Source organism: Bradyrhizobium zhengyangense (assembly GCF_022012555.1).
GTDB classification, from domain to species: Bacteria; Pseudomonadota; Alphaproteobacteria; order Rhizobiales; family Xanthobacteraceae; genus Bradyrhizobium; species Bradyrhizobium zhengyangense.
In genome coordinates this window covers 16,212-33,299 of sequence record NZ_JAKLTZ010000007.1, presented here as the reverse complement: position 1 = coordinate 33,299, position 17,088 = coordinate 16,212, and the positions used below count along the sequence as shown (strand labels likewise).

General features: G+C 63.5%; 17 protein-coding genes and 1 tRNA gene. 8 read left to right on the top strand and 10 right to left on the bottom strand.

Going from position 1 to position 17,088, the window contains the following annotated elements; translation table 11 throughout:
• Positions 1 to 142 precede the first annotated feature (142 nt).
• Both L6639_RS25540 and trxB read right to left on the bottom strand, forming a co-directional pair.
• Positions 143 to 1,066 (bottom strand): LysR family transcriptional regulator, encoded by a 924-nt coding sequence (locus tag L6639_RS25540; RefSeq protein ID WP_177234815.1) that lies wholly within the window; start codon positions 1,064 to 1,066, stop codon positions 143 to 145.
• A 5-nt stretch (positions 1,067 to 1,071) separates the two neighbouring features.
• The gene (gene trxB, locus L6639_RS25535) at positions 1,072 to 2,037 is read right to left on the bottom strand and encodes a thioredoxin-disulfide reductase (protein ID WP_237864399.1); all 966 of its coding nucleotides are present in this window, start codon (positions 2,035 to 2,037) and stop codon (positions 1,072 to 1,074) included.
• Positions 2,038 to 2,304: 267 nt separating this feature from the next.
• Here trxB and L6639_RS25530 point away from each other — a divergent pair, with 267 nt between their 5' ends.
• Positions 2,305 to 2,784 (top strand): Lrp/AsnC family transcriptional regulator, encoded by a 480-nt coding sequence (locus tag L6639_RS25530; protein WP_057741909.1) that lies wholly within the window; start codon positions 2,305 to 2,307, stop codon positions 2,782 to 2,784.
• Positions 2,785 to 2,794: 10 nt separating this feature from the next.
• Here L6639_RS25530 and L6639_RS25525 read toward each other — a convergent pair whose 3' ends face one another.
• From L6639_RS25525 to L6639_RS25510, 4 genes are all read right to left on the bottom strand, one after another.
• The gene (locus L6639_RS25525; RefSeq protein ID WP_249798351.1) at positions 2,795 to 3,190 is read right to left on the bottom strand and encodes a DoxX family protein; all 396 of its coding nucleotides are present in this window, start codon (positions 3,188 to 3,190) and stop codon (positions 2,795 to 2,797) included.
• 136 nt (positions 3,191 to 3,326) lie between these two features.
• The gene (gene greA, locus L6639_RS25520; RefSeq protein ID WP_018318257.1) at positions 3,327 to 3,800 is read right to left on the bottom strand and encodes a transcription elongation factor GreA; all 474 of its coding nucleotides are present in this window, start codon (positions 3,798 to 3,800) and stop codon (positions 3,327 to 3,329) included.
• A gap of 224 nt (positions 3,801 to 4,024) precedes the next feature.
• A complete protein-coding gene (gene carB, locus L6639_RS25515; protein WP_237864398.1) occupies positions 4,025 to 7,489 on the bottom strand; it encodes a carbamoyl-phosphate synthase large subunit in 3,465 nt (1,154 codons plus the stop codon).
• A gap of 142 nt (positions 7,490 to 7,631) precedes the next feature.
• On the bottom strand, positions 7,632 to 8,801 hold the full coding sequence (locus L6639_RS25510) for an MFS transporter (RefSeq protein WP_237864397.1): 1,170 nt from the start codon (positions 8,799 to 8,801) through the stop codon (positions 7,632 to 7,634).
• A 114-nt stretch (positions 8,802 to 8,915) separates the two neighbouring features.
• Here L6639_RS25510 and L6639_RS25505 point away from each other — a divergent pair, with 114 nt between their 5' ends.
• The gene (locus L6639_RS25505) at positions 8,916 to 9,287 is read left to right on the top strand and encodes an ArsR/SmtB family transcription factor (protein WP_237864396.1); all 372 of its coding nucleotides are present in this window, start codon (positions 8,916 to 8,918) and stop codon (positions 9,285 to 9,287) included.
• Positions 9,288 to 9,385: 98 nt separating this feature from the next.
• On the opposite strand, the gene L6639_RS25500 is transcribed toward L6639_RS25505, so the two are convergent.
• A tRNA-His gene (locus tag L6639_RS25500) sits at positions 9,386 to 9,461 on the bottom strand.
• Between the two features lie 54 nt (positions 9,462 to 9,515).
• The gene (locus L6639_RS25495) at positions 9,516 to 10,217 is read right to left on the bottom strand and encodes a class I SAM-dependent methyltransferase (RefSeq protein WP_237864395.1); all 702 of its coding nucleotides are present in this window, start codon (positions 10,215 to 10,217) and stop codon (positions 9,516 to 9,518) included.
• Between the two features lie 104 nt (positions 10,218 to 10,321).
• Between L6639_RS25495 and L6639_RS25490 the strand changes: the two genes are divergently transcribed.
• On the top strand, positions 10,322 to 10,846 hold the full coding sequence (locus L6639_RS25490) for a Dps family protein (RefSeq protein ID WP_237864394.1): 525 nt from the start codon (positions 10,322 to 10,324) through the stop codon (positions 10,844 to 10,846).
• Between the two features lie 116 nt (positions 10,847 to 10,962).
• Here L6639_RS25490 and L6639_RS25485 read toward each other — a convergent pair whose 3' ends face one another.
• Positions 10,963 to 11,484, bottom strand: coding sequence for a cupin domain-containing protein (locus L6639_RS25485; protein ID WP_237864393.1), 522 nt, complete (start codon positions 11,482 to 11,484; stop codon positions 10,963 to 10,965).
• Between the two features lie 150 nt (positions 11,485 to 11,634).
• On the opposite strand from L6639_RS25485, the gene L6639_RS25480 reads away from it, so the two are divergent.
• Positions 11,635 to 11,850, top strand: coding sequence for a hypothetical protein (locus tag L6639_RS25480; RefSeq protein WP_237864392.1), 216 nt, complete (start codon positions 11,635 to 11,637; stop codon positions 11,848 to 11,850).
• 44 nt (positions 11,851 to 11,894) lie between these two features.
• Here L6639_RS25480 and carA read toward each other — a convergent pair whose 3' ends face one another.
• Positions 11,895 to 13,085 (bottom strand): glutamine-hydrolyzing carbamoyl-phosphate synthase small subunit, encoded by a 1,191-nt coding sequence (carA, locus tag L6639_RS25475; RefSeq protein WP_237864391.1) that lies wholly within the window; start codon positions 13,083 to 13,085, stop codon positions 11,895 to 11,897.
• A 229-nt stretch (positions 13,086 to 13,314) separates the two neighbouring features.
• On the opposite strand from carA, the gene L6639_RS25470 reads away from it, so the two are divergent.
• From L6639_RS25470 to L6639_RS25455, 4 genes are all read left to right on the top strand, one after another.
• Positions 13,315 to 13,770, top strand: a complete 456-nt coding sequence (locus L6639_RS25470) for a GatB/YqeY domain-containing protein (RefSeq protein ID WP_237864390.1) — start codon at positions 13,315 to 13,317, stop codon at positions 13,768 to 13,770.
• An 89-nt stretch (positions 13,771 to 13,859) separates the two neighbouring features.
• On the top strand, positions 13,860 to 14,996 hold the full coding sequence (locus L6639_RS25465; protein WP_237864389.1) for an epoxide hydrolase family protein: 1,137 nt from the start codon (positions 13,860 to 13,862) through the stop codon (positions 14,994 to 14,996).
• Between the two features lie 3 nt (positions 14,997 to 14,999).
• Complete coding sequence (locus L6639_RS25460) at positions 15,000 to 16,610, top strand: acyl-CoA synthetase (RefSeq protein WP_237864388.1); 1,611 nt, start codon at positions 15,000 to 15,002, stop codon at positions 16,608 to 16,610.
• A 9-nt stretch (positions 16,611 to 16,619) separates the two neighbouring features.
• A complete protein-coding gene (locus L6639_RS25455; RefSeq protein ID WP_237864387.1) occupies positions 16,620 to 17,087 on the top strand; it encodes a MarR family winged helix-turn-helix transcriptional regulator in 468 nt (155 codons plus the stop codon).
• Position 17,088 lies beyond the last annotated feature (1 nt).

Sequence of the window (17,088 nt, the reverse complement as noted above, 5' to 3'; positions counted from 1 at the left end):
ACCTTCCAAGAGGGATTACTGAACTCCCGCGCCACTGGAGGAGGGGGACAAATGCGCAACGCGAAGGCTCAGCGTAAAAACATTATGGGCTTGACCCGCGCCATGCAGCAACCGTCGAGGTCGCATGTCAGACATGCGGAAATCAGGACGGCCAGCGCTGCGCCTTGCTCACCACGAAGTCGCGGAACACCTGCACGCGCGCGACCGTCTTCAGCTCTTCCGGATAGACAAAATAAGTGTCGAGCTGGATCGAATCCGATTCGCCAAACAGTTGTACGAGGCGGCTCTGTTCTTCGATCAGATAATCCGGCAGCGCGGCGATGCCGAGACCCTGCTGACAGGCGCGCACCAGGCCGAGGATGTTGTTGACCCTGAAATAGGCTTCGCGCGGACCCGAGCCATTGCGGCCGGCTTCGACCAGCCAGTTGCGGTTCTGCAGATGCGGCGCGAAGTTGCCGTCGGCCAGCGTGATGATGCGGTGGGAGTCGAGCTCCTCCAGGGTGCGCGGCGTGCCGAAGCGCTTGATGTAGTCGGGCGAGCAATAGGCGTGGAAGCCCATCGCGAAAAGCTTGCGCTGGATGAGATCCGGCTGTGTCGGCTTGCGGGTGCGGATCGCAACGTCCGCCTCGCGCATCGACAGATCCAGTTCCTCGTCGGTGACGATCAGCGAGATCCGGATCTCCGGGTAGAGTGCGGTGAACTCGCCGAGCCGCGGGATCAGCCAGTTGATGCCGACGCCGGGCGTGGTGGTGATCTTGAGATCGCCGCTCGGCCGCTCACGGCTGTCGGTCAGTTTCGCGCGCGCCGCCTGCAGCTGCATGAACACGTCATGCGCGGTGCGGAACAACAGGTCGCCCTGCTCGGTGAGGATCAGGCCGCGCGCATGACGGTGAAACAGCGAGACCGAGAGCTCCTGTTCCAGCGCCGAGACCTGGCGTGACACCGCCGATTGCGACAGGCCGAGCTGTTCTCCCGCATGCGTGAAGCTGCCCGCTTCCGCCGCCGCGTGAAACACCTTCAGCTTGTCCCAGTCCATATCCGTAAATCCGTCGCGTGTTCGGGGCATGATCGTTATTCCGCTGCCGCGCGCTCGCTGGCGCGCAGGGCCAAGAAACGTTCGGCCTCGAGCGCTGCCATGCAGCCGAGGCCTGCGGCCGTCACGGCCTGGCGATAGGTTTCGTCGGCGACGTCGCCGGCCGCGAACAGCCCGGGCACGGAGGTCGCTGTCGAGTTCGGGGCGACCTCGACATAGCCCGACGGTTTCAGCTTGACCGCGTCTTTCACTAGCTCCGTTGCCGGCGCGTGGCCGATGGCGACGAACACGCCGTCGGTCTTCACATCCGTCAGCGCGCCGGTCTTGACGTTCTTGAGCCTGATATGGGTGACCTTGTTGGGGTTCTCGGTGCCGCAGATCTCGTCGACGGCGGAGTCCCAGATCACCCTGATCTTCGGATGCTTGAACAGGCGCTCCTGCAGGATGCGCTCGGCGCGGAAGTGGTCGCGGCGATGCACGATGGTGACCTGTGAGGCATGGTTGGTCAGGTACAGCGCTTCCTCGACCGCGGTATTGCCGCCGCCGACCACCACAACCTCCTTGTTGCGGTAGAAGAAGCCGTCGCAGGTGGCGCAAGCCGAGACGCCGCCGCCCTGGAATTTTTGTTCCGAGGGCAGCCCGAGCCAGCGCGCCTGGGCACCGGTGGCGAGGATCACGGTGTCGGCGAGATAGACATCGCCGGAGTCGCAGGTGAGGCGGAACGGTCGCTGCGAGGTGTCGAGCTTGATCACCAAATCGGTGACGATCCTGGTGCCGACATGCACTGCCTGCTTTTCCATCTGTTCCATCAGCCAGGGACCCTGGATCACGTCGGCGAAGCCCGGATAGTTCTCGACGTCGGTGGTGATGGTGAGCTGGCCGCCGGCCTGCATGCCCTGGATCAGGATCGGCTCGAGCATCGCGCGCGCGGCGTAGATCGCGGCGGTGTAGCCGGCGGGGCCGGAGCCAATGATGACGACCTTTGCATGAACAGGAGCGGACATATTTGCGGACGCCTTTCACGGGGGATTTGCAGCGCGGGCGCGGAACGTGCCGGGAGGCCTCGCGGAGGCGCTGAAATATCAGAGCTAATCTAAGCGTTCTGGTGAGCTATGCAAGAATTGCATTCCCTGTCGGCGGATTTTTCCAACAAGGAACAAAAGTCGATTGCGCTGCACGCGCAATAAAATTGCTCATTTGGCACAGACTGGGCTATGAGGATTGCGACAGACCCACCCAATACCGCCGATAAAGCCAGGAGTTCCAATCACGTGTCGCGGAACCTAGACGAGATCGACCTCAAGATTCTGTCCGAAATCCAGGCCGACGGTCGAATCACCAATGTCGAGCTCGCCAAACGGGTCGGTATTTCGCCCCCGCCCTGTCTGCGCCGGGTCCGGGCGCTGGAGGAGGAGGGTTACATCCACGGCTACCGCGGGCTGCTGGATGCGCGAAAGCTCGGTTTCGACGTCACCGTGTTCGCCGCCGTGCACCTCTCCAGCCAGGCGGAAGCGGATTTGCGCGCCTTCGAGGAGTTCGTCCGCGCCGAGCCGCTGGTGCGGGAATGCTGGATGCTGTCCGGAGAGGTCGATTTCATCCTGAAATGCGTCGCCCCCGATATGGCGACCTTCCAGGACTTTGTGACGCACCTGACCGCGGCGCCGCACGTTCGCAACGTGCGCACGTCATTGGTGCTGCATAATTCGAAATACGAGGCGGCGGTGCCACTCGACGTGAAGGGGCGGCGGTAAAAACGAAAAGTTACCGCCGCAGCGCATCCACGCTGATCGGACCGCTTCCGGCGGCCGCGAGGAAGAGGCACGCGAAGCACAGCACGATCGCCAGCGCGCCGTCGTTGACGACGGGAAAGAAGCTGTGCGGCATGTGCTCGATGAAATAGGCGAAAGCCATCTCACCGGACAGGATGAAGGCCGCCGGTCGCGTGAAGAGGCCGATCATCAAGAGGCCGCCAGCTACGAATTCGAACATGCCGGCAATACCCCAGAGCGACAACGGCGTGACGTCGGCAAACATCTCCACCGGCGGAAACTTGAACAGCTTGGCGACGCCATAGTGAAAGAACATTAGCCCAGCGACGAAGCGGAAGAGGCTAAGCAGATAAGGCTGGCTTCGCGCAGCGATGCGATCGATGTCCATCGTGTCCTCCCGTGCTCGAACGGCAGCGCCGAGCATGACGGAGGACGGTGCGGTTCACAATCGCGCCCTGGACACGTTGCGAAACAGAAAAGCCGCGCAATTCGCGCGGCTTTTCAGGCAGTCTTTGCGAAGTGGATTACCGCCACTCCACCTTGGTGATCTCGTAGGCCTTGGCGCCTCCGGGGGCGTTGACCTCGACGGTCGAGCCCTTCTTCTTGCCGATCAGCGCGCGTGCCAGCGGCGAGGTGATGGAGATGCGGCCCTTCTTGGCGTCGGCCTCGACCTCGCCGACGATCTGCCACACCGTCTTCTTCTCGGTGTCCTCGTCGACCAGCGTCACGGTGGCGCCGAACTTGATGGTGTCGCCGGAGAGCTTGGAAATGTCGATGATGTCGGCCCGCGCAAGCTTGTCCTCGAGCTCGGCGATGCGGCCTTCATTATGGGACTGCTCTTCCTTCGCGGCATGGTATTCCGCATTTTCGGAGAGGTCGCCGTGGGAGCGCGCTTCCGCAATATGCTCGATGATGCGCGGACGGTCCTCGGACTGGCGCTTCTTCAATTCTTCCCCGAGCGCGGCAAAGCCGCTCGCAGTCATCGGAACCTTTTCCATCTCTTCTCTCGTCTTCCAGTCGCGCGCCCGCCAAAAACGGAGGGCGCTGCAACCCTGATTCGTCAGTGCTTTCCGGACCTGAACACACCGCCACCGGAACGTTAAGTGGGCTGGCGCCGGAACAAAACAACCACATGGCCGGACAGTTCCTCCGGCCATTGTGGCTTGATGGCCAATCACTTAGCCCAAGGCTTACCCCTCAGGGCCGTGCCTTCCGCGCGCGATCAGGTTTCCGAAAAGTAGCTCTGCAGGGTCCGAACCTCAAGGTCCCCGCCCAGATAGGCGCGGATGCCCTGCGCGGCCGCCACGGCCCCGGAAAGAGTGGTGTAATACGGCACTTTATGCAAGAGGGCCGCGCGCCGCAGCGAACGGCTGTCGGCGAGCGCCTGCGGGCCTTCGGTGGTGTTGAGGACGAGCTGGACGTCGCCATTGGTGATGGCATCGACGATGTGTGGCCGCCCCTCCAGCACCTTGTTCACCTTCTCCGCCGGGATGCCCTGATCGGTCAGGAAGCGCGCCGTCCCTGAGGTCGCCAGCACCTTGAAGCCAAGCGAATGCAGCTGGCGCACGGCTTCGGCGATACGAACCTTGTCGCTCTCGCGTACCGAGACGAACACCGTGCCCTTGCGCGGCACCCGCGTGCCGCCGCCAAGCTGGCTCTTCGCGAATGCCACCGCGAAGGAGCGGTCGATGCCCATGACCTCGCCGGTCGAGCGCATCTCCGGACCCAGCACCGTGTCGACGCCGGGGAAGCGGGCGAATGGGAAGACCGATTCCTTCACGCCGACATGCTTGAAGTCCGCCTTCTTCAGCTTGAAGTCGGCAAGCTTCTCGCCGGCCATGATGCGCGCGGCGATCTTGGCGACCGGCGTGCCGACCACCTTGGCCACGAACGGCACCGTGCGCGAGGCGCGCGGATTGACCTCGAGCACGTAGATATCGCCGTCCTTGATGGCGTATTGCACGTTCATCAGGCCGACGACGTCGAGGCCGAGCGCGAGCTCGCGGGTCTGCCGCTCCAGCTCCGCGATCATCTTGCTGTCGAGCGAGTGCGGCGGCAGCGAGCAGGCGCTATCGCCGGAGTGAATGCCGGCTTCCTCGATGTGCTCCATGATACCGACGATGAAGGTGTCCTTGCCGTCGCAGAGGCAGTCGACGTCGATCTCGGTGGCATCGGACAGATAGCGATCGAACAGCAGCGGGTTCTTGCCGAGCACGGTGTTGATCTGTCCGGTCTTGTCGTTCGGGTAGCGCGCCTTGACGTCAGCAGGCACCAGCTCCGGCAGCGTGCCGAGCAGATAGTCGTTGAGCTGGTTCTCCTCGCGGATGATCTGCATCGCGCGGCCGCCGAGCACGTAGGACGGGCGCACCACCAGCGGCAGACCGAGATCGGCGGAGACGAGGCGAGCCTGCTCGACCGAATAAGCGATGCCGTTCTTCGGCTGCTTCAGGCGGAGCTTGTCGAGCACGCGCTTGAAACGGTCGCGGTCCTCGGCGAGGTCGATGGCGTCGGGCGAGGTGCCGAGGATCGGTACTTCGGCTGCTTCCAGCGCACGAGCAAGCTTCAGCGGGGTCTGGCCGCCGAACTGCACGATCACGCCATGCAGCGTGCCGTTGCTGCGCTCCTTGGCGATGATCTCGAGCACATCCTCGGCGGTGAGCGGTTCGAAATAGAGCCGGTCGGCGGTGTCGTAGTCGGTCGACACCGTTTCCGGATTGCAGTTGACCATGATGGATTCGTAGCCGGCGTCATGCAGCGCGAAGCAGGCGTGACAGCAGCAATAATCGAACTCGATGCCCTGGCCGATACGGTTCGGGCCGCCGCCGAGGATGATGACCTTCTTTTTGTCCGAGGGCGTGCTTTCGTCGGCGGCACTGCCCGCGAACGGCGACTCGTAGGTCGAGTACATGTAGGCCGTGGGGGACGCGAATTCGGCGGCGCAGGTGTCGATACGCTTGTAGACCGGACGGACGCCGAGCGCGTGGCGCTTGGCGGTGACTTCGGCCTCGGTCATTTGGGCGAGCACCGCGAGGCGCGCGTCCGAGAAGCCCAGGGCCTTGAGGGTCCGCATGCCGAAGGCATTGCCGGGCAGGCCGTGCTTCCTGACCTTCTCTTCCATGTCGACGATGCCGCGCATCTCGCCGAGGAACCACGGATCGATCTTGCAGGAGTTGAAGATATCCTCGTTCGACCAGCCGAGCCGCATGGCCTGCGCGACCTGCAGCAGGCGGTTCGGCGTCGGCGTGCCGAGGGCTGCGCGGATCGCGTTCTTGTCGTCGTCCTGGCCGAGGCCTTCGATCTCGATCTCGTCGAGCCCGGTGAGTCCGGTCTCGAGCCCGCGCAGCGCCTTCTGCAGGCTCTCCTGGAAGGTGCGGCCGATCGCCATGACTTCGCCGACCGACTTCATTGAGGTCGTCAGCGTGGAGGAGGCGCCGGGGAATTTCTCGAAGGCGAAACGCGGGATCTTGGTCACCACGTAGTCGATCGTCGGCTCGAACGAGGCCGGCGTCGCACCGCCGGTGATGTCGTTGGCGATCTCATCGAGCGTGTAGCCGACGGCGAGCTTGGCTGCGACCTTGGCGATCGGGAAGCCGGTGGCCTTCGAGGCCAGCGCCGACGAGCGCGACACGCGCGGATTCATCTCGATCACGACCATGCGGCCGTCTTCGGGATTGACGCCGAACTGCACGTTGGAGCCGCCGGTCTCGACGCCGATCTCGCGCAGCACCGCCAGCGAGGCGTCGCGCATGATCTGGTATTCCTTGTCCGTCAGCGTCAGCGCTGGCGCGACCGTGATGGAGTCGCCGGTGTGCACGCCCATCGGATCGAAATTCTCGATCGAGCAAACGATGATGCAATTGTCCTTTTTGTCGCGCACCACCTCCATCTCGAATTCTTTCCAGCCGAGGACGGATTCCTCGATCAGGACTTCGTTGGTGGGGGACGCATCAAGACCGCGCTCGATGATGTCGAGGAACTCTTCCTTGTTGTAGGCGATGCCGCCGCCGGTGCCGCCCATGGTGAAGGACGGGCGGATGATCGCGGGCAGGCCGATCTCGGACAGCGCCATCATGGCCTGGCCGAAAGCGTATTCCTGGTAGCGCTTGCGGCGATCGCTCTCGCCGAGCGTCCACTGCCGGTCGAGCTCCTCGAGGGCAGCGCCGGACAGCTTCTCGCGTTCGGCGTGGTACTTGTCGCGGAACGACTTCTTCAACTCGGAGGCATTGGCGAGACGCGACTTCGGCGTCTCGAGCCCGATCTTGGTCATGGCTTCGCGGAACAGCTGGCGATCCTCGGCCTTGTCGATGGCGTCGGCGGTGGCGCCGATCATCTCGACGTCGAACTTCTCCAGCGTGCCCTGCCGGCGCAGCGACAGCGCGCAGTTCAGCGCGGTCTGGCCGCCCATGGTCGGCAGCAGCGCGAAGCCGCCGGGAATGGCGTGACGTTCCTTCTCGATGATCTTGGCGACGATCTCGGGCGTGATCGGCTCGATATAGGTCGCATCGGCCAATTCCGGGTCGGTCATGATCGTGGCCGGATTGGAATTGACGAGGACGATACGGTAGCCCTCTTCCTTCAGCGTCTTCACCGCTTGCGTGCCCGAATAGTCGAACTCGCAGGCCTGGCCGATCACGATGGGACCGGCGCCGATGATCAGGATGGTCGAGATGTCGGTTCGTTTAGGCATCACCGCTCGCGGGCTGGAAACTGGGCACAAAAAAAGGGCGCGCTTGCCGCGCGTCCCCTTGTGCGAGAGCGCGGGGTCTTCCCTCGCGCGCGGGTGGGTCTTAGACCAGTTTTCGGGGCGGCGAAACCCCGAAAAACGCCCATCAACCGGCAATTTTGACCGGTTTTGGCCGCGCCTGCCAGCCACGGGCGAGATGCACCAGAAGCGAGGCCGCGACGCTCGATCCGCCGATCCAGCCGAGGTCATCAGGCGAGAGGGTGGCCAGCACCGCGCCACCCAGCGCCCCACCGATGGCAAAGCCGAGATACATCGCCGATGCGTTCAGCGAGAGCGCGATCATCGAGGCCTGGGGTTCAATTCGGATGATGCTGGCGATCTGGGCCGGATAGAACGCCCAGCCGGACAGGCCCCAGAGAAAGATCGCGCCCAGCACCGCGTAATGTGCCTGTCCGGGCAAGAGCTTCAGGACCAGCGAATGCAGGATCAGCGCGCTCGCCATGCCGGCGAGCCCGAGCGCGGCGGTGGTCATCGTTCCAAGCCGGTCGGCCAGGACGCCGCCGAGCATGTTCCCGATTGCGGCAGCGCCGCCAAACACCAGCAGGGCAAGGCTGATTTGCGAGGCATCGAAGCCGAGGCCGCGCAGCGGGACCGCGAAATAGGTGAACACTGTGAAGCCGCCGAGCGCCCATAGAATCGTGATGGCGAGCGCAATCACGACATTGCTGTGACGCGCCACCGCCAGCCGTTCGCTGAGCGAAGCCGTGTTCCGCGGCAGGCCGCGGGGCAGGCCGAGCAACAGGCCGGCAAGCGCGACCGCGCTGATGACGGCGACCATGGCAAAAGTTGCGCGCCAGCCGAGCAGGCTGCCGACGAGGTTGCCCAGGGGGACGCCGATGACGGTCGCGACCGTGAGGCCCGAGGTGACCAAGGCGACCGCGCGGCCGCGCCGTTCCGGCGAGGCGACCGCCACGGACACAGCCAGCGCTGTCGGCATGCACAGCCCGGAGCCCAGGGCCATCAGCATGCGCGAGGCGAGCAGCAGGGCGTAGTTGGAGGCCACCATCGCCGCGAGGTTTCCGGCGATAAAGGTCGTCAGCGCGAGTGCCAGCACTGTGCGGCGGTCAACGTTGTTCAGGGTCACCGCGAGGATCGGCGAACCCACGGCGTAGGTGAGAGCGTACGCGGTGACCAATTGGCCGGCAGCCGAGACCGAAATCGAGAGGTCGTTGGCAATCACGGGCAAAAGTCCAGCAATTACAAAACCTTCTGTACCGATCGCAAAGGCCCCCAGGGCCAGCCAGAACACGCTCATGGTTCGAATTCCCTATGTTCAATGTTTATTGAACTATCGAATAAGCTGATTTGAGAGTCAATTGGTTCAAGAACTATTGAACATTGGGCCAGCATCGCTATGATTCCCCGCATCATGAGCCGCACGCCGCCCCATCCCACGCGAGAGCAGATCGAGCTGCCGCTGGTTCTGGATTGCCTGAGCGATCCGATCCGGCTCGCGATCGTTTATCAGCTCGCCCAGCAGGAACGTGTCAGCAGCGAGCTCTGCTGCGGCGACTTCAACGGCCTCGCCGGCAAGTCGAACCTCACCTATCACTTCGCGAAGCTGCGCGATTGCGGGCTGATGCAGACGCGCGTCGCAGGCACGAACCGCTTCATGCGGCTGCGTCGCGAGGATCTCGATGCGCGCTTTCCGGGCCTGCTCGATGCCGTGCTCAAGTCAGCGGCGAAGGATGCGGACCGGCTTCAGCTTGTTGCGGAGTGTGATGTGGTTGAGGCGGACTAGTCTGTCTGCGCCACGCCCGGCTTCGCCCTTCGGGCTTCGCCGCGGCAGCCTTCGCTACGATGGGCTTGCCGAGCCGAAGCGGCGTCAGCCGCGAAGGCTGGAGACCCGGCCTGGATTTGAACCAGGATGAAGAGCAATGCACCGCTCTCGCGTAGACGCTTCCGCCACCGGGCCGCGGCGATCATTGCCGATCGAGGTGCGACAAGCCACCTCAGGTGGTGGTTATGCTTAACGCACCAGCGGAGGCCGGGCGATGAAGGTCATGCGCCAGCGGTTGTGGCCGATATTGGTGTTGGCACGCTGGCTGGCAAAGCCCGCCGCTTTCAGCTTGGCCGTGATCTCGTCCTCACTGTAGCGCTGCAATCCGATGCGCGACCGCAAATGACGGTAATCCGACAGCGCAGTGCTGACGAGCCCGATCAGCGCATCCTTCAGGAAGCCGTGACGAAGTCCGAACGACAGCAGTGCCGCCACGTCCCTGAACATGCCGACGTGCGGCTGGAGAATATCGCCGAGCACCAGCTTGCCTGATGGCTTCAGGATCCGCCTCACATTGCGGAGCGCGGCATCGAGCTCCTCGGATGTCATGTATTGCGCGACCGAGTTCATCACGACGAGGTCGATTGACTGGTCCTGCATCTTGCTGACGTCGTCGAGCGAGCGGACGCGGATCCTGGTGTCGGGCGCAAACCGTGCGATCAGCCGGCCGCGCACACCCGGCGCGGGCTCGGCCAGAATCAGCTGGCCACAGGCTGACGCCACCTGGCTGGCCGAGAGCGCCTCGCCGCAGGCATAGTCGAGCACCGTCGCATCGGGCGAGGTGATGTAGCCGATGATGTCCCGCGCGATGATCTGGAAGTGCAAATCGCGATGCAACTTGCTGACATAGATCGTGTGCGTCGAGTCGTAATAATCGATCCAATCGTCCATGATATCCCGCCCGGGGGTTCCTGTCCGGGAACCGCGCTGCCTGCCTTGCGTTAGGGGTGCGACGGCGCGCCGTCAATGTCCGCGTCCTAACAGGAAGGTTTCCCGTGAGCAAAGCCCCCAACAAGGTCTCGCCCGATCTCGACACCCCCACTGATCTGCAGCCCCAGGCGGTCAACAAGGTTTCCGAGGCGCTCAACGTGCTTCTGGCCGATGCGTTCGCGCTGTACCTCAAGACCAAGAATTTCCACTGGCACATCAGCGGCCGGCATTTCCGGGACTATCATCTCTTGCTGGACGAGCAGTCCGACCAGATCTTCGCCACCACCGACCAGCTCGCCGAGCGCGTCCGCAAGATCGGCGGCACCACGCTGAAGTCGATCGGCCAGGTCGCAAAGCTCCAGACCATCAAGGACAATAACGAGGACTATGTCCCGCCGCGCGAGATGCTGCGCGAGCTGATGCAGGACAACAAGCACGTCGCCGCTAGCATGCGCAAGGCGCATGAGGTCTGCGACGACGCCGGTGATGTCGCCAGCGCCAGCATCCTCGAAGTCTTCATCGACGAGACCGAGCGGCGGACGTGGTTCTTGTTCGAAGCCACGCGGCAGGAGGGCGGCAACGAGGCGTAAGGGCACAAGTGCCGTAGGGTGGATTAGCCGTAGGCGTAATCCACCACGTCTGTTTCAACGGGAAAGGAAGAGGTGGATTACGCTTCGCTAATCCACCCTGCGTACCTTCGTTGCCGCTACCGCCACAACCGCATCAAGGCGCCGTGCCTTCCCGTCACCGGATCGGCCGGCGGCCGCGCGACGTTTGGAATCGTCTTCAGCGCCTTGGCATGGTTCTCGGGCGTTGCCCGCGTGATCTCCATCTTCGATCCCGGCGGATAGGCGCCGATCACGCAGAAATCATCGCTCGCTGTGATGCACTGATGCCCTGTGCCGGCCGGCAGGATCGCGATGTCGCCCGCTTTGATCTCCAGCTCCTGGCCATAGTCCCCACCGAATCGAACGCGGGCACGGCCGCGCGCGACGCCGAGCACCTCATGCACCGTCGCGTGGTAATGCAGATAATCGTAGACGCCGTTGCGCCATGTGCCGCCCCAATTGTTCGTCTCGAACAGGTTTTCGATGGCCTGTTCAGGCTGCTTTGGATCGAGCGTCACCGCGCCCTGGTAGATGAGGAAGGGAAGAATGTTGTTCGGCACGAGCCCGTCGTTCTCGAAGACGATGGCGAGCGGCTCGGCATAGTCGCGGACGACCGACATGGATGGGCTCCCGGGAGCATTGGACGAGGAGTCAAGACAGCGCGAGCGCCCTTTGTTCCTGTCGCCAGTCCATACGCTGGCTTGACGGAGATCAAGGCGCCAGTCGCCGTTCGAAGGCACGCAATTCCGGGAGAAATGGGATGGAACGCCATGTACGCATCCGACGTTGCGCAGCGTCATTTTTCGGCGGCCCTCGATGAGGCCGAGACCTCAGGTCTCGGTCACGAAGCCGTCTGTCGCGCCTTGCTCAATCTCGTGATCTCGAAATATCTGGAGACGAGGTCCGTCACCGATATCAAGGCCGAGCTGCGCTTCATCGCCGAGAATTGCGATCCTGACACGGACTTCATGTTCATGCGTCCGTGACGGCGCCATAGCCGGCGGTCTCATCCGCCGGCCTGATAGAGTCTTTACGCGCTCTTCTTCTGCCGCATCAGATCGGCGAAGCGCTGGAACAGATAGTGCGAGTCGCGCGGGCCCGGTGATGCCTCCGGGTGATACTGCACCGAGAACACCGGCTTGCCGTCGAGCTGGATGCCGCAATTGGATCCATCGAACAGCGAGATGTGGGTCTGGGTCGCGCCCTTTGGCAACGTCGTCTCGTCCACGGCAAAGCCGTGGTTCATCGAGGTGATCTCGACCTTGCCGGTGGTCTCGTCCTTGACGGGATGATTGGCGCCGTGATGGCCCTGATGCATCTTCTTCGTCTTGGCGCCGACGGCGAGGCCGAGCATCTGGTGACCCAGGCAAATGCCGAAGGTCGGCGTGCCCGACTTGATGACGTCCCGGATCACAGGCACGGCGTATTTGCCGGTGGCGGCCGGATCGCCCGGACCGTTGGACAGGAAGACGCCGTCCGGCTTCATCGCCAGAATGTCTTCAGACGACGTCGTCGCCGGCACCACCGTCACCTTGCAGCCGACGCCGGCGAGCAGGCGCAGAATGTTGCGCTTGATGCCGTAGTCGATCGCGACGACGTTGAACTCGGGCTTGTCCTGACGGCCAAAACCCTTGTCCCAGAGCCAGGGCGTTTCGTCCCAGGTGAAGCGCTGGGCGGAGGTGACCATCGGCACGAGGTCCATGCCCTCGAGGCCGGGCCATTCGCGCGCTTCTTCCTTCAGGCCGTGCAGATCGAACTCGCCGTTCTTGGCGTGCGCGATCACGGCATTGGGCATGCCCTTGCTGCGGATCAGCGCGGTCAGCGCCCGCGTGTCGATGCCGGAAAGGCCGATGATGCCGCGTGCCTTCAGCCAGGCGTCGAGATGCTTGGTGGCGCGGTAGTTCGAGGGGGCGGTGATCGCGGTGCGCAGGATCACGCCGCGCGCGCCTGGCGTCGCGGCCATGTTCACCGTCTCGATGTCTTCCTCGTTGGTACCGACATTGCCGATATGCGGGAAGGTGAAGGTGATGAGCTGGCCGGCATAGGAGGGATCGGTGAGGATTTCCTCATAGCCGGTCATCGCGGTGTTGAAGCAGACTTCACCGACGGCGTGGCCTTCGGCGCCGAGACCAAAGCCTTCAAGCACCGTGCCATCGGCGAGCACGAGGAGCGCGGTCGGTTTATGGTCCGGCCAGGCGGGATCGTTGTCATGTTGTGTCATGAGCCCGCTTCATAAGCCCCCAACTCGCGCCCGTCAAAGCGGGAAACGCCGGATTCACATGCGTTTTTGCATATTTGACAGGTCTCTTCAGGGACTTAGGGTGAGTCCTGAAATTTTGCGCCGTTTTGGCCATCAGGCGGGAAACAATGAACCCCCCGTGACAGGTCCGCTATGGCCTCTTTCCCGCGAACGGCTTAGATCAGGGCCGAAGATTGAGAGGACGACGATCATGCTGCGCGACGACATCAACAATGCGGTCAAGGAGGCCATGAAGGCCAAGGAGGAGCGCAAGCTCTCCACGCTGCGCATGGTCAACTCGACCATCAAGAACGCCGACATCGACGCCCGCGGCCAGGGCAAGCCGCCGCTGTCCGACCCCGATCTGCTGGCCGTGCTGCAGAAGATGATCAAGCAGCGGCAGGAGGCCGTCGAGCTCTACGACAAGGGCGGCCGCGCCGAGCTGGCCGCGCAGGAGCGCGAGGAGATCGCGGTGATCTCGGCCTATCTGCCGAAGCAGATGTCGGACGACGAGGTCAAGAAGGCGATCTCGGATGCCATCGCTGAGACCGGCGCTGCCGGCATGAAGGACATGGGCAAGGTGATCGCGGTGCTGCGCGCGAAGTACGCAGGACAGATGGATTTCGGCAAGGCCAGCGGCCTCGTGAAGGCCGCGCTGTCGGGCTAGCTGCTCCCCCTCGAGGGGAGGATGGGCACCTTTGTCGCGGTTGAGATCCGGTCTACTCTCTCCTGATAGACAAAATCGGGAGCCAACCGATGACCGCCATCAGACCCTTCCGCATCGCCATCAGCGACGACATTCTCGCCGATCTCAAATCGCGCCTCGCCCGCACGCGCTGGCCCGAGGCCGAGCTGGTCGATGACTGGAGCCAGGGCGCGCCGCTGAAATGGATCCAGGAGATATGCGCCTACTGGGCGAACGGTTACGACTGGCGCGCACGTGAGGCAAAGCTCAACCGCTTCGACCAGTTCACCACCGGGATCGACGGGCTCGACATCCACTTCCTGCATGTCCGTTCGAAGGAAGCGGGCGCGCTGCCGCTGATCATCACCCACGGCTGGCCCGGCTCGATCGTGGAATTCCAGAAGGTGATCGCGCCGCTCACCGATCCGGCTGCGCATGGCGGCAATCCCGCCGACGCCTTCCATGTGATCTGTCCTTCCTTGCCGGGCTTCGGCTTCTCTGCAAAACCCAAGACCACTGGCTGGGGCGTCGACCGCATCGCCGCAACCTGGGCCAAGCTGATGGATCGGCTGGGTTATACGCGCTACGGCGCGCAAGGCGGCGACTGGGGCTCGGCGGTGACGACCTCGCTCGGCGCACAGGATGCGGAGCATTGCGCCGGCATCCACGTCACGCTCGCCTTCAACGCCGCGCCGAAGGTCGATGGCGATCCGACGCCGGAGGAGAAGCGCGCGCTGGCCGGTCTCAAGCATTACGTCGATCTGGACTCCGGCTATTCAAAACAGCAATCGACGCGGCCGCAGACGCTTGGCTATGGCCTCACGGATTCGCCGAGCGGGCAGGCCGCCTGGATCCTGGAAAAATTCTGGGCCTGGACCGATTGCAACGGCCACCCCGAGAACATTTTCGACAAGGACGAGCTGCTCGACAACGTCATGCTCTACTGGACGACGGAGACGGCGACCTCGTCGGCGCGGCTCTACTGGGAGAGTTTTGGCAAGCGCCGCACGACGCCCAAGGTGACCGTGCCAACCGGTGTCGCCGTGTTTCCCAAGGAGATCATCACGCCGGTGCGGCGCTGGATGGAGCCGAATTTTCTGGATATCACGCATTGGAGCGAGATGGAGAAGGGCGGGCACTTTGCGGCTTTCGAGCAGCCCGAGCTGTTCGTGCGCGATATCAGAAAATTCTTCGCGACGGTGCGCTGAGTCATGCTGACCGAAGCCGCAACCTACGACGAGCTCTATCGTAACTTCCGCTGGAACATCCCGGCGCGCTTCAACATCGCGGAGGCGTGCTGCGATCGCCATGCCGACGGCACCGGCCGGCTGGCGCTTGTTTATGTCGACGAGGTTGGTGCCACCACGCGCACCTCTTTCGACGAGGTCGCGGAGATGTCGCGCCGCTTCGCCAATGTGCTGAAGGCGGACGGGCTTTCGCGTGGCGATCGCGTCGCGGTGTTCCAGTCGCAGTCGCTGGAGCTGCCGATCGCGCATTTGGCGGCGTTCCGCTCCGGGCTGATCTCGATCCCGCTGTTCACGCTGTTCGGCGAGGATGCGCTGGAATTCCGACTGTCGAATTCGCAAGCGAAGGCGATCATCACGGACGAGGCAGGCTGGGAGAAGCTCACAAAGATCCGCGAACGGCTGCCTTATCTGCAGGACATCTACGTCACGAGCGGCGCCGTGCACGCCGGCGCGAAACCGTTCTGGTCGGCAATCGAAACCGCGTCCGAGGATTTTGCCAATGTCGACACCTCCGCCGACGATCCCGCGCTGATCATCTACACCTCGGGCACCACAGGTAATCCGAAGGGCGCGCTGCATGCGCATCGCGTCGTGCTCGGCCATTTGCCCAACGTCGAGATGTGTCACAACTTCCTGCCGCGTCCCGGCGACCTGATGTGGACGCCGGCAGACTGGGCCTGGATCGGCGGCCTCATCAACGGCCTGTTCGCCTTCTGGTATCACGGCATTCCGCTGGTCGGACATCGCGCGCGAAAATTCGAGCCGCAGGCGGCGATGCAGATGATGGCCGATCTCGGCGTCCGCAACGTCTTCCTGCCGCCGACCGCGCTGAAGCTGATGCGGCAGGCGGGCGTCAAACATCCCGGCGTCAAGCTGCGCAGTATTTTCACCGGCGGTGAATCGCTCGGCGGCGAGCTGCTCGGCTGGGTGCGGGACACCTTTGGCATCGATGCGCACGAAGTGTTCGGCCAGACCGAGTGCAATCTCGTGATCGGCAGCAACGCCCATCTGTTTCCGATCCGGCCCGGTTCGATGGGCAAGGCGACGCCGGGGTTCGACGTCCGTATCGTCAACGACAAGGGCGAGGAGCAGCCGCGCGGCCAGCGCGGCATTATCGGCGTTCGCCAGCCATGCCCCGTGACCATGCTCGAATACTGGCGTAACCCGGACGCGACGGCGAAGAAGTACGCCGGGGAATTCCTGCTGACCGGCGATCTCGGCGTGCAGGATGACGACGGCTATTTCTGGTATGTCAGCCGCGAGGACGACGTCATCACCACGGCCGGCTATCGCGTCGGTCCGTCCGAGATCGAGCATACGTTGATGAAGCATCCTTCGGTGGCGATGGCTGCGGTGGTCGGCATTCCCGATCCGATCCGCACCGAATCGATCAAGGCCTGGATCGTGCTGCGCCCGGGCTTTGCCGCTGATGATGCGCTCGCGCGCGAAATCCAGGAGTTCGTCAAGGTGCAGCTCGCGGCCCACGAATATCCGCGTTACGTGGAATTCGCGGAGACCCTGCCAATGACGGCGACGGGAAAGGTGCTGCGGCGCGAACTGCGGGCAAGAGGTTAGCTTCCGACAATGCCGAAGACGTCTCACGCCGCGGGGCTGCACCGCGCCTCACTTGCGAAGCTCGATGATCTCGATGCGGCGCTGGAGCTCATGTATTATGGCTGGCGCGGGATGACGCTGGAGGCCGACGACTATCTGGCAAAGCAGGGCCTGTCGCGCTCGCACCATCGCATTCTCTACGTGGTGGCGCGCCGGCCGGATATCGCCATCGGGTCGCTGATCGAGATCCTCGGCATTTCCAAGCAGGCGCTGAACCGGCCGCTCACTCTGTTGCTGGAACGCAAGCTGCTGACGTCGCAGCGGTCGCCCGAGCAGCATCGCTCGAAACTGTTGCGTCTGACGGCTGCGGGGCAGCGCATCGAGCAAACGGCCTCGGGGCATGAGCGCGAGGTCATGCGCAAGGCATTTGATCGCGTCGGCGCCCGCGGCGCGGCGGCCTGGATGGCCGTCATGAAGACGATCGCCGACAATAACTGAT

Coding starts and splice junctions, on each gene's coding strand:
- carB (WP_237864398.1), bottom strand. CDS start 7,489: ATGCCTAAACGAACCGACATCTCGACCATCCTGATCATCGGCGCCGGT.
- L6639_RS25470 (WP_237864390.1), top strand. CDS start 13,315: ATGCTGCGCGACGACATCAACAATGCGGTCAAGGAGGCCATGAAGGCC.
- trxB (WP_237864399.1), bottom strand. CDS start 2,037: ATGTCCGCTCCTGTTCATGCAAAGGTCGTCATCATTGGCTCCGGCCCC.
- L6639_RS25480 (WP_237864392.1), top strand. CDS start 11,635: ATGTACGCATCCGACGTTGCGCAGCGTCATTTTTCGGCGGCCCTCGAT.
- L6639_RS25455 (WP_237864387.1), top strand. CDS start 16,620: ATGCCGAAGACGTCTCACGCCGCGGGGCTGCACCGCGCCTCACTTGCG.
- L6639_RS25485 (WP_237864393.1), bottom strand. CDS start 11,484: ATGTCGGTCGTCCGCGACTATGCCGAGCCGCTCGCCATCGTCTTCGAG.
- L6639_RS25540 (WP_177234815.1), bottom strand. CDS start 1,066: ATGCCCCGAACACGCGACGGATTTACGGATATGGACTGGGACAAGCTG.
- L6639_RS25460 (WP_237864388.1), top strand. CDS start 15,000: ATGCTGACCGAAGCCGCAACCTACGACGAGCTCTATCGTAACTTCCGC.
- L6639_RS25495 (WP_237864395.1), bottom strand. CDS start 10,217: ATGGACGATTGGATCGATTATTACGACTCGACGCACACGATCTATGTC.
- L6639_RS25465 (WP_237864389.1), top strand. CDS start 13,860: ATGACCGCCATCAGACCCTTCCGCATCGCCATCAGCGACGACATTCTC.
- greA (WP_018318257.1), bottom strand. CDS start 3,800: ATGGAAAAGGTTCCGATGACTGCGAGCGGCTTTGCCGCGCTCGGGGAA.
- L6639_RS25505 (WP_237864396.1), top strand. CDS start 8,916: ATGAGCCGCACGCCGCCCCATCCCACGCGAGAGCAGATCGAGCTGCCG.
- L6639_RS25525 (WP_249798351.1), bottom strand. CDS start 3,190: ATGGACATCGATCGCATCGCTGCGCGAAGCCAGCCTTATCTGCTTAGC.
- carA (WP_237864391.1), bottom strand. CDS start 13,085: ATGACACAACATGACAACGATCCCGCCTGGCCGGACCATAAACCGACC.
- L6639_RS25510 (WP_237864397.1), bottom strand. CDS start 8,801: ATGAGCGTGTTCTGGCTGGCCCTGGGGGCCTTTGCGATCGGTACAGAA.